7 protein-coding genes are annotated in these 10,961 nt (G+C 70.6%); 2 read left to right on the top strand and 5 right to left on the bottom strand.

Annotated features, from left to right (window positions below):
* Nucleotides 1-14 precede the first annotated feature (14 nt).
* The 3 genes from WME98_RS31695 to WME98_RS31705 are packed head-to-tail and all read right to left on the bottom strand — an operon-like array spanning nucleotide 15 to nucleotide 7,722.
* Nucleotides 15-4,229 (bottom strand): DUF6531 domain-containing protein, encoded by a 4,215-nt coding sequence (locus WME98_RS31695; RefSeq protein WP_437945443.1) that lies wholly within the window; start codon nucleotides 4,227-4,229, stop codon nucleotides 15-17.
* Between the two features lie 18 nt (nucleotides 4,230-4,247).
* Nucleotides 4,248-5,258, bottom strand: coding sequence for a DUF2169 domain-containing protein (locus tag WME98_RS31700; RefSeq protein ID WP_437945444.1), 1,011 nt, complete (start codon nucleotides 5,256-5,258; stop codon nucleotides 4,248-4,250).
* 43 nt (nucleotides 5,259-5,301) lie between these two features.
* A complete protein-coding gene (locus tag WME98_RS31705) occupies nucleotides 5,302-7,722 on the bottom strand; it encodes a type VI secretion system Vgr family protein (RefSeq protein WP_437945445.1) in 2,421 nt (806 codons plus the stop codon).
* 190 nt (nucleotides 7,723-7,912) lie between these two features.
* Between WME98_RS31705 and WME98_RS31710 the strand changes: the two genes are divergently transcribed.
* Nucleotides 7,913-8,389 carry an RCC1 domain-containing protein gene (locus tag WME98_RS31710; RefSeq protein ID WP_437945446.1) on the top strand — a complete coding sequence of 159 codons (477 nt, stop codon included), beginning with the start codon at nucleotides 7,913-7,915 and terminating at the stop codon, nucleotides 8,387-8,389.
* 443 nt (nucleotides 8,390-8,832) lie between these two features.
* Complete coding sequence (locus WME98_RS31715; RefSeq protein WP_437945447.1) at nucleotides 8,833-9,726, top strand: Uma2 family endonuclease; 894 nt, start codon at nucleotides 8,833-8,835, stop codon at nucleotides 9,724-9,726.
* 40 nt (nucleotides 9,727-9,766) lie between these two features.
* Here the strand turns inward: WME98_RS31715 and WME98_RS31720 are convergent, their stop codons facing one another.
* Both WME98_RS31720 and WME98_RS31725 read right to left on the bottom strand, forming a co-directional pair.
* Nucleotides 9,767-10,372, bottom strand: coding sequence for a hypothetical protein (locus tag WME98_RS31720; protein WP_437945448.1), 606 nt, complete (start codon nucleotides 10,370-10,372; stop codon nucleotides 9,767-9,769).
* A gap of 23 nt (nucleotides 10,373-10,395) precedes the next feature.
* Nucleotides 10,396-10,563, bottom strand: coding sequence for a hypothetical protein (locus tag WME98_RS31725; RefSeq protein ID WP_437945449.1), 168 nt, complete (start codon nucleotides 10,561-10,563; stop codon nucleotides 10,396-10,398).
* Nucleotides 10,564-10,961 lie beyond the last annotated feature (398 nt).

Genomic DNA, 10,961 nt, shown 5'->3' on the forward strand with positions numbered 1-10,961 from the left:
GACATCCTCCAGCGTCAGCACCTGATCCTGCCGTCCACGATCCTGCCGTCGGGATGATACGCGATGTACCCGGATGGGACGAACCGCTCTCCGACGCGCCCAGGATCGGAACGGACGCCTTCTCGCATGAAGAACTCCTCTGGGCTCTCGATGACAGGAATGTTGCTGGTTCCGTTCCCCGGGACGATGCGCGTCGTCTCGATGCTCAGCGGGCCGAGCTCGTTGGCCTTGTCGATGACCTTGCCTGCCTGGGCCTTGGACAGCCCGCCGAAGCCCACGTCGAGATCGCTGTCCGGCCTGAAGTTCCCGCGTATCCTGCTTCCCCCGAAGACCGCGGACGAGTTGCGCTTGAAGGATTCGTTCATGATCAGACGCGCCTGATCTTCCGTGAGCCCAGGGATGTTCTTCACGGCGTGGTCGATCTGCTCAGGGGTCGGATCCAGCCCCAGCGTGTCGACGGCCCAGGTCGGCGCCGCGTTGAAGCCGAACGGGTCGCCTCCACCGGCGAGGCCCAACGGATCCGGACTGCACCACCTCCCCACCTCCGGGTCGAAGTACCGGAACCTCGTGAGGCAAAGCCCAGTCTCCTCGTCCGCGTACTGCCCGAGGAGGCGGAACGGCGACGCCACCCCTCGGCCGGCCTCGCCCTCGCGCCCCGGCCCAGCGAACGCCTCGATTTCCCGACCCCACGCCGAGTGCGCCGCCGACCATGCCACCCGCCCGTTCGCGTCGAGCAGCTCCTTGGGCACGCCGACGTGATCGTTGAGATAGCTGAACACCTCCCCCCGCTCGGACTGGAGCAGAGGCACGAACGTCCCTGGAGCGTGGACGAAGCAGCGGGATCCTTGCTCGCTGTCGATGTCGGCCGCCAGCACGTCACCGTCCCACAGAAAGCGCACCTCGCGCCGCCGATCGCCGCGCGCGTCGAAGACTTCCTTTCGCGTCCGCCGCCCGAAGGCGTCGTAGCTGAAGACGACCCTCTCTCCGGAGGGCAGCCGCACCTCTCGCAGGCGATCACGGCAGTCCCAAGCATAGTCCGTCCGCTCGGGCTCCTGCCCTTCCCCCTGCTGTACCTTCATGATCCGCCGCCCTCGCCCGTCGTAGGCATACCTCGCCCGGCAGGTGCGGAGGAGCAGGTCTCCCCGCCCGATCTCCCACGTCGCTCGTTGTGCGTCCGGCGCGCTCTGGTCGAGCCCCTCCAGCATCATCGACACCGCTCCGGCGGCGTCGTACTCGAAGACGTCGCGGTGTGACCCACGCCGAGCCTCGATCAGCTGTCCTATCGCGTCGTGGCGGTAGCTCGTCGCCCCCCAGCGGCCGTCCCTGACCTGCTCGACGCGGCCCAGCGGGTCGTATCGCCAGAGCCGCTGCACCGCCGCCGTGGGCGCGCCCCCTCCGGGCGCGCGGACGTCGGCGCGCTGCTCGATGATGCGGTCCATCGCGTCGTACTGGCTTCGGATCGAGACGCGCCCCTCCGCGTCGCCCCGCGACTTCTCCCGGCCGAGCGCGTCCCGCTCGATGACGAGCCCATGGCCGTCGTGCTCCACATGGACGAGATCGTTGAGCGCGTCGTAGGCATACCGCGTCGTCACCCCGTCGGGCATGACGCGCTGGACGCGGCGCCCGAGCGCGTCGTACCCGTAGCGCAGCGTCCCCCCGCCCTGCGTTTCCGACACGACCCGTCCGAGCGCGTCTCGTTCAAAGCGGGTCACGATGCGCTCCCCGCCCTGCTCCACCGCCGCGCCGAGCAGCCGCCCTGTGGAATCGCGATCGAACTGGATCGAGCCGTCCGTCGCGTCCTCCCGTACGACCTTGCCGAGCGGGTCGTGAGAGAACGACCGGAAGCCCCCGTCCGGGTAGTCGATCCGGGTCAAGCGCCCGCCCGCAGAATAGCTGTATCGGAGCACGCGCCCGTCAAAGGTCCTCTCCTCCGTCACCCTCCCGGCGGCGTCGTAGGTGAACTCGTACGCCTCATCTCTCGGGTTCGTGATGCGCTGGAGCTTCTCTCGGGCGGTGTACTTGAACGACCACGCGCGCCCGTCGGGCTGCTCGAACCGGGTGAGCACGCCCGTCCCGGCGTGCTCCAGCTCCGTGGTTTGCCCGAGGGCATCGACGATGCGGCAGAGGTTGCCGAGCGCGTCGTAACCCGACTGCGTTTCGGTTCCGTCCGGATACCGCACGACCAGCGGTCGACCGAGGCGATCGTAGGTCACCCTGCTCGTCCTGCCGAGCGCGTCGGTCCGCGATGCGACGCGCCCCAGCCGGTCATAGCCGTACAGCTTCCTCGAACCGCGCGCGTCGACCTCTTCGACGACGAGGTGCCGGCGGTCCACCACGAACGACACGAGCACCCCTTCATCGCCTCGGATCGCGCGCAGGTGTCCGCGCTCGTCATAGCTCAGCGCATAGCGCTGCCGCGACGGATAAACGACGCCTGTCAGCGACCCGCTGGCGTCGTGTTCGTACCTCGTCGCCAGCCCGTCGGGCCCGACGCACACGACCGGCAAATCATCCTCGAGCTCCCACTGGGTCACATTCCCCGCAGGATCGATCTCCCGGATCTTGTTCCCCCGCGCATCGTATTCGTACCGCGTCGCCTCGCCGGCGCCGTTCGCCTCGGCGACCACGTACTGGTCCTCGTCCACCTCGCAGGTCCTGAGGACGATCCCGTCCGGCGTCTCCTCGCGCACGACGATCCCGTCCTCGTTCCAGCGCAGGATCCGCGGCTCCTCGTTGCCGGTCAGCCACGTGATCCGCTGCTCCAGATCGACCCGGAGCTCGACCGTGTGCAGCCCGCCGTCGCCCCAGGTCTTCCTGCACCAGCCGGTCTCGGGATCGTAGTCGTAATAGAAGCTCACGCCGTTCTTCAGCGTGGTCTTCACCATGCGATGATCCTCGTCGTAGCCGTAATGCTCGGCGTGTCCGAGCGCGTCGGTCGCGCTCGCGAGCTCGCCCATCTTGGTATAGGCGTAATCGACCCACTGCTCGAGGATGCCCTCGGCCCAGACCTCGAGGCGGGCGATGCGGCCGCCGTGGCTCATCTTGACGCGGACCTCGCGGCCCGCCGTGTCGACGACGCGGTGGAGCCGCTCTCCCGCATACTCCAGCGTTATGGCGTTGCCGTGGGCGTCCTCGATCGCGCGGAGCCAGGCCCTGCCCTGCGGCGCGGCCGGCGCGAAACGTCGCGTGAGGCGCGACGCATGGTTGTAGACCGAGAAGCCGCCGCCCTGCTCGGCGCGCAGCGTCAGCCGGTCCGGCCGGTGGAACGCGCTCTCTCCCGCGGCGATGCGGGGAAAATAGACGTCGCGTCCCTGCTCGTCCCGGAGCGTGATGCGCTCCTCGTCCGCCTCGATCCATTGCTCGAGGCTGTGCGTCCACCCGCCCCGCCCCAGCGATGTTCGCTCGAGCGCGCGGGCCGACGAATAATGACGCTCCCAGAGGAGCGGGATCGCGCCGGGGAGCGAGAGGTCCACCTTGCGGTCCACGACCGTCCCCGAGGTGGCGTCCACCGGGTGCCCCGTGAAGAAGCACTTCGCGTTCTTCAACGCCGACGCCGCCTTGCCCTTGAGCGCGCGCGCCCCCTTCCCGAGGGCCTTCCCCGCCTTCCCCATCTGCTTGGTCGCCGCCCGCAGCCCCTTGCCGACGAGGTCCTTCCCCTTCTTGAACAGCGGCTTCAGCACCTTGCCGCCGAATTTCAGCAGCAGCCCGCCCGCGATCTTGGCCGCCCCCTCGAACAGCAGGTCGAGCACCAGGTCGATCGCCAGCGTCACCGCCCCCATCGCGAAGTCCCCGAAGGTCGGCGTCGTCTGCACCGTCCCCGGGTTGAGCACCAGCGAGGTCGGCCACCGGCCGATGTCCCAGCAGTCCGCGTTGAGCGACACCGGCCCGCCGATCACGCAGCAGGTCGCCTTCTCCCCGCAGATCTCCACCGCGCCGCGCGGCAGCCAGCACTTGTGCGAGCCGAACAGGATGTGGAGCGGCGTCAGCGCGTCTAGCGGATCCGGGACGATCCCGAGGTGCGGCCAGAGGAACTTGGGCTCGTGCTGGTGCGCCACCGAGGGCACGCCGTTGAACAGCACCGTTGGCTTCTGCTTGTCCCCCAGCGTGAAGGGGTGCAGGAGCACGAGCTTCAAGAACTTCATCGGCGCCGGCGGGAAGATGTGGAACCCCTGGTGCATCTCCAGGCCCACGATCAGCCAGCCATTGATGTCGTGGAAGTTGTGCGCCACGTCCGCCCCTCTCCTGCCTCACCCGCGCGGGAAGGCCTCGGTCGCCTCGAGCCGCGCGCGCCGGTGCTCCAGCTGCACCAGGCCGTAGCTCACGCTGGCGCGCCAGAGCAGCCGCACCTCGGCGGCCTCGGCGTCGATGTCGACCGCGTCGAGCGCCGGCACGAGCCGCTCGGACGCGCCGCCCACGGCCACCGTCACCGCGACGGGCGGCGCCGGCGCCTCGAACACCAGCGCCTCCCCGCCGGGCCGCATCCCGCCGAGCGCGATCCGCGTCCCGGGCGCGATCGCGTCGAACGTCGTCCGCGGCGCCGCTCGGCTCGCCAGCTTGCTCGCGCCGCTCTGGTCGAACTGCTGGTCGTGCCACACGTGCGCCGCGCGCAGGCCGCCCCAGAGCGGGTAGGGGGCGAAGCAGACCGGCTCGGGGCGGTCGTTCCAGCGCCGGATGAGCTGCTCCGGGTGCTCCAGCTGCGGCAGCGGCTGGTCCTGCGCGCGCGCCGCGTCGGTGATGAACCCTTTGCCCTCGAAGTTGTGCGGATACCCGCTCTCGTGCTCCGGGACGAACGCCTCGCCGCCGCCGTCGTCGTCGCCGAGCGACACCACCCGCGCCGGCTCCTGCACGACGCCGCCGTAGGCGTTGCGCCAGCTCATCTCGACCCGCTCGAACGCGAGCGGCGCGCTCGGCGCGAGCCCTCCGCCGACCGAGCGCTGCCACACGCGCTGCCCGTACGCCACGATCGCCGCGTCGCGATCGCCCACCCGCAGCACCGCCGTGGCCTCGCGCGCGCGCCCCTCCCTCGGGTAGACGAACCCCGTCGCGCACACCGACGCGACGCTCTTCTGGAGCATCCCGTCGTGCGGGTACGGAAGCGCCGGGTCGAGCAGGAGCGGCCGCTGGGCGGGCGCGAGGGCGAGCCGGCCGCCGGCGATCCGGTACGTGATCGCGGCCAGGAAGATCGCCGTCACCCGGTCGTCCTGCTCCGCGTTCGGGAGCATCGCCGCGGGCAGCGGCGTGTCGTTCGAGAAGCGCATCGCGGCCGTCGGTCTCGTCAGTTCCGTAGTTCCGTCAGTCCCGTCAGTTCAGCTTGATGAGCCCCGCCGTCACCTGGACCATCCCGCCCCCGTCCATCTCGATCGGCGAGCCGTTCACGGTGACCTTGCCGCCCTTGATGGCGATCTCGCCGTCCTCGATGACCACCTGGCCGCCCTTGATCAGGATCTGGCCGCCCTTCAGCTCCAGCGTCGAGCCGTTCACATCGAAGAGCGACGTGTCGACCTTCATCGTGCTCGACGCGTTCACCGCGAGGGTCGTCGACTTGAGCGCCTGCACCCCGTCGGCCTTGATCTCCTGCGACGGCGCCTCGATCTTCTGGCTCGCCGAGGACTTCAGCCCCTGAGGCCCGGTCGCCGCCACGGTCTGCTCGCCGCCGACGTTGATCTTCTGGCTCGCGGCGACGCTCACCTCGTGGGTGGCCAGGTACGACGTCGTCTGCGCCCCGGTCACGGTCACGCTCCGGGTCCCGGTGACCGTGAGCGTGTCGTTGCCGGTGACGTCGCCGGAGCGGTTGCCGGTGACCTTCTCTTCCTGGTTCCCCGTGATGCTCGCGCTCTGGTTGCCGGTGACGGTGAGGGTCTGGTTCGCCGCGACGGAGACCGTCTGGTTCGCGCCGATGGTCACGTTCTGGTTCGCGCCGACGGTGGTCGACTCGTTCGCGCCGATGAGCTCCGAGTTGTTCCCGCCGACCATGGTGCTGCGGTTCGCGCCGGTCGACTCGTTGCGGTTGCTGCCCACGGACGAGCCGCTGTTCGCCGCCACCTGCTCGCTCCGGTCGTTGCCGACCTCGCTGTTCCAGTTCATCGGCGTGTGCAGCAGGATCTGCTGGCTGCCGGCGGTGTCGTCGAAGCGCAGCTCGTTGTGGGTGCCGCCGCCGGGGCTCGTCATCGTCTTGAAGGTGCTCACGGTCGGCGCGCCGCCCGGCGGGCGGTTCTGGCCGTTGTAGACGCGGCCCACGACGATCGGCCGGTCCGGGTCGCCCTCCTCGAAGTCGACGATCACCTCGACGCCGACGCGCGGGTGGAACACCGCGCCCTCGCCGACGCCGGCGAACACCTGGTTCACGCGCACCCAGCACGAGGACGGCTCCTTCGCGAGCCGCTCGGCGTCCTGGTCCCAGTGGAACTTGACCCGCACGCAGCCGATCTCCGCGCCGGGCGGGCCGCCCACGTGGATCTCCGCGCCCTTCGCGCTCGGCTCCGCGGTGACGAACGCCGTCTGCGTCCCCTGCACGCGCGGCTTCGGCGTGACGCGCGCCGGCCGGAAGCGCGACTCGGCGACGCTCCCGTTCTTGCCGCGCCGCGCGCACTCGAACCGCGCCGTGAACGGCACGCCCTGCAGCGCGAAGCGCCCCGAGAGCTCCGGCGGCAGCGTGCCTTGCTGCTCGCCGCGCGACTCGACGCGGGTCACCAGGTACTCCCCGTCGTACCGCGCCATCGGGTGGTCCAGCGCGAACACGCTGCCTGCGCCGAGCATCCGCGCCGTGCCCTCGCCGACGGCGTAGCTCGCCTCCACGGTCAGCCGATCGAGCTTCGCCTGGGCGAGCGGCCGCCCCTGGTCGGGCGTGTCCGGGTAGCGCCCCGGGTACTCGTGGTCGACGAGCGCCTCGCCGTCCTCCTGGGCCGTCGTGGTGACGGCCATGTCGAGCGCGGGCTTCTTCCAGTTGTAGTCGACGAGCGACACCTTCTTGGGCCGGAGGCGCGCCCCGAGCTTCATTGTGGCGATCTCGCGGCCGAGCACCCCCGGGCCGAGCGGGGCGAAGGGGGCGAGGCGCGCCCTGCCGCCGTCGGCGTCGGCGAGGACGAGGAGGCACGTCTTGTCGCCGTGCTCGAAGTGGTAGCTGATGCCCTCTTCCTCGAGGAGGCGCGACACGAACGCGAGGTCGCTCTCGTTGTACTGCACGCAGTAGGGCCGCGTGGCCACGTCGTCGATGCGGGCGGGGTCGGTCACCCGCCATGCATAGAGCTCCCGCGCCGTCTGGAACGTGACCGCGTCGCCCCCGTCGGGCTCGATCGAGGCGCCGTCGTCGCGGTGCAGCGACGAGTCTCCCTGGAGCACGGCGTCGATGATCTGGCGCGTGGTCTTCTCGAGGAAGATCCGGCAGCGGGTGCGGTGCATCGAGCGCGCGAGCGGCGGCGAGAGCACCACGCGGTAGAGCATGCCGTCGTAGATCGGCGCGAGCTCTTCCGCCTCGGTGATGATGCCGTGCACCACGCGGTAGGCCGGCTCGGAGTGCGTGGTGAGGCGCAGGGTCGCCCGGGCCCCGATGAGCTCTTCGGGGTCCACGACCGGGGCCGGCTCGTGGGCGGCGAGCGTGAGCTCGTAGCGGTACAGGCTCGAGATCGCCTCGCTGCCGCGGAGCTCGACGACCTGCAGGTGTCGCCAGGGCCCAGCTGCTTCCGAGGCGCCCTCCCAGGCGAAGGCGAAATCGACGTCGTTCACGGCGCGGACCTCCCGTTGAAGGTGGGGTCACCCTAACCTGTCCGGGCGCCGGCTGGAACTGGGGGCAAAGTCACGGCGTTGCCGCTCGATGGGCCGAGGTCGGCCCGAGCGCGGCGCGCCGCGTGCGGCGCGATCGGCGTTCACCCGTCGGAGCGGACGCAGCGCGTGAGCCGCGCCGTCGAGCGTCCCCGTGACCATCGCCGGCCTCACCAGCGTCGCGATCACGGCCGCGGGCGCCTTGCACACGTGCGCCGCGCCGGCGACCGGCGTGGCCTCCTGCTGGGGCGAGGGCGCGCAGTTCCGCCTCGGGACAGGCACCGTGAACGTCGAGGCGGCGCCGCGCGAGATCCCGGACCTCGCGGGCGTGATCCGGCTCTCGCTCGGCGCGAGGCACTCCGGCGCGGTGCTGGCCGACGGACAGGTGCTGTTGTGGGGCGACAACACGAAGGGGCAGCTCGGCAACGGGACGCAGGACCCGGCCTTCACCCCGCAGCCGCTCGAGCTGACCGACGTGATCGAGCTGGCCCTCGGGGCGGACCACAGCTGCGCGCTCAGGCGCACGGGCGAGATGCGTTGCTGGGGAGACAAGCGGAACGGCGAGCTGGGCGACGGGACCAACGAGCCGCGGCTCGTGCCGACGCGCGTCGATTGGCCGGTGCGGCCGTGAGGGTGGCGTCGCTCATCGCGACCGGCTGCGGGCAGCTGCTCCCGCGGCTCGCCGTGACGATGGACGGAGGTGACGCGTAATACGCATCCTCGCGTCCAGCGGCGTGCGAGCGTCGCGTCGACGGGCGAGCCGGCTTCTGCATTACGAGCTGCGGTCGAGCGCGAGCCCTCCAACAGCCCTTCCGACGGGGCCGGCGAGCCGCCCGCCACCGTCGCCCTCCGCGACGTCGCCGCCCCGACGTCGAGGCCCAGGTCGCCCGCGACAAGGTCTCGCTCTCGGGGATCCCGCTCTCCGCCCTTGCAACGACGCTGCGCGCCCTGGCGGGCGTGACGATTCCTCGGTAGCTTTCTCCACGGCTCGTCCAACGCTGCTCCGCGCCGGAAGTGCTCCCGCCGGATCGAAAAACCGACATCATCGCGTGCGCCTCCCCGGAACAAGGAGGTATGAAACATCCCATGAGCGCGCCGCCCCGTTCCCCCGTGACCGCCGACCAGCTCCGCCCTGGCGATCCGTACGAGCTGTCCGAGGGACGCCTCGTCGAGTGCCTGCCGACCGGGCGGCGCGGCGGTCGGAGCAACCTGGTGGGCGGCGAGGTGCTGGACACGGATCCAGCGGTCGAGTCCGCCGGCGTGGACATCGGCATCTCGCCGAGGCCGGAGATGCTGCGGGCGCCGGACATCGTGGTGGGGAGCATCCCCGACGAGCCCGGGTGGGCGACGGCTGCGCCGCCGCTCGCGGTCGAGTACGCGGACACGGGCCAGGACGAGGCGGAGCTGCAGCGCAAGATCGAGGAGCTGCTGGCGGCAGGGACGCGCTGGGTCTGGGTGGTGCGGCTGCACGGGACGCGGCGGGTCGAGGTGCATGAGGCGGCGCCCGACGCACCCGAGCCCGACGCGGCGGCATCCGCGACGCATGCGGCGCCAGCGCCGCTCCCGGCTCGCGCGACGCCTCCGCTGGCGCCCGCCGCGCGAGCGGCAGCGCGCGCCTGGCCGCAGGTGCGGCAGCCGGCGCGCGTCGCGGTTGCCGGCGAGACGCTCGAGGCGCCCGGGGTGCTCCGGAACGCGGTTCCGGTCGAGGCGCTCTACGACCGGCGCGCCGCGCACGAGGCGACCCTGCGCAACCTGCTGCAGCGCAAGGGGTACGACGGTCTCGACGCGGTGCTGGACGAGGGCCGGAAGCAGGGGCGAGCCGCAGGCCTGCGCGCCGCCGTGCGGGACCTGTGTGAGCTGCTCGGCATCACGCTCTCCCCGGATCGCGAGGCGTCGCTCGGCGCGATGGACGAGGCCGCGCTAGGCGCGCTGCGTGAGCACCTGAAGCGCGACCGCCGCTGGCCGTGACGATGAACCAGGCCGAACCCCGGGCCGTTCCGCTCCGCTCCTATCTGTAGAACGCCACGTCGTCGATCCAGAGTTTGTATGGGCTGCGCGCGCCGAAGCGAAACTGGATGCCCCAGACCTTCGTCAGATCTACCGCCGCGAACGCCTGGCCCCACCCTGACTGCTTGAGCTCGGAGAACGCTACCTTGTACTGAGTCCAGCAAGGCGTCACCGTGACTATCTTGGTGAAATGGTCGTCGCACTTGGTGCAGACGCCGCCTTTGTTCCAGGTCTGCACGTCGACGACGTCCACGAGCACCTTCGTCGAGGAGCCGTTGTCAGCACGGGCGAAGAAGGTGATGCCACGGAACTCGGAGGCGTCGTAGACGCCCGGATTTGTCTCCGTCTCATTGCTGTTCAGACGAAAGCCGAAGAGGGCTCCCCAGTCGGTGAACTTGTCGTCCGCCTCGGAATACGCGGCGGACAGGCTGCTGCCGCGCGGTGGTTCGATGGACGTCATGAAGAACGTCTCGTTCCTTCCGGGCTCTTGCGTGCCGAGTCCATCGCTTCCCACGAACCAGGCCCCTCGCCGGGGGGTCTCGGCATCGTCGATGGGGATGATGGTGCCGTCGCCGTCCTCCATATCGTCGATCAGCGACAGGTCCATGGGTTCGCCCGTCGGCGGCTCTTCTACGCAACCAGCTCCAGCGCCTCCGCCTCCGCCGTCACCGCCCGCGCCCCCGCCTCCGCCTCCGGTCCCCGCGCCTCCGCCTCCGGTTCCCGCGCCCTCGCCTCCGGCGCCCGCGCCTTCGCCTCCCGCGCCCCCGTCGCCGTCGCCTCCCGCCCCTCTGTCTTCACCTCCCGCGCCCGCGCCTCCGCCATCGAGCCCGAGCCCGTAGCTCTTGTCGAAGCCGAAGATCTGGGCACACCCAAGCCCGAGCACCGCAATGGCGCACCCGCCGGACCACCGCGCAAAAGCCAGCATGCTGTTCAGGGTCATGACACCGCTCTCCGAGATGCATCAACAAGTCACGACGTTGGCGACGCGCACCGCACTGTGAAGCGCCGCGGCCGCGACGCGAGCTGCCGCGGCAAAGAACCGAGACAGCGTGTGACGGCACCTTTCCAGGCCAACCCCGCCGAATCGAAGCAGCTCGGCGATGCTGGGCGAGAGTCTCCTACATGAGATGCCGATATGCGGAGCATCCCGCCATCGGCTGCGGACAACTCGCTTCCCACGTGTGCCAAAGAAGTAT

Source organism: Sorangium sp. So ce296, assembly GCF_051529605.1.
GTDB lineage: Bacteria > Myxococcota_A > Polyangia > Polyangiales > Polyangiaceae > Sorangium > Sorangium cellulosum_D.

Excerpts from the sequence above, each read along its gene's own strand:
- WME98_RS31700 (WP_437945444.1), bottom strand. The coding sequence starts at position 5,258 with ATGCGCTTCTCGAACGACACGCCGCTGCCCGCGGCGATGCTCCCGAAC.
- WME98_RS31715 (WP_437945447.1), top strand. The coding sequence starts at position 8,833 with ATGAAACATCCCATGAGCGCGCCGCCCCGTTCCCCCGTGACCGCCGAC.
- WME98_RS31720 (WP_437945448.1), bottom strand. The coding sequence starts at position 10,372 with ATGGACCTGTCGCTGATCGACGATATGGAGGACGGCGACGGCACCATC.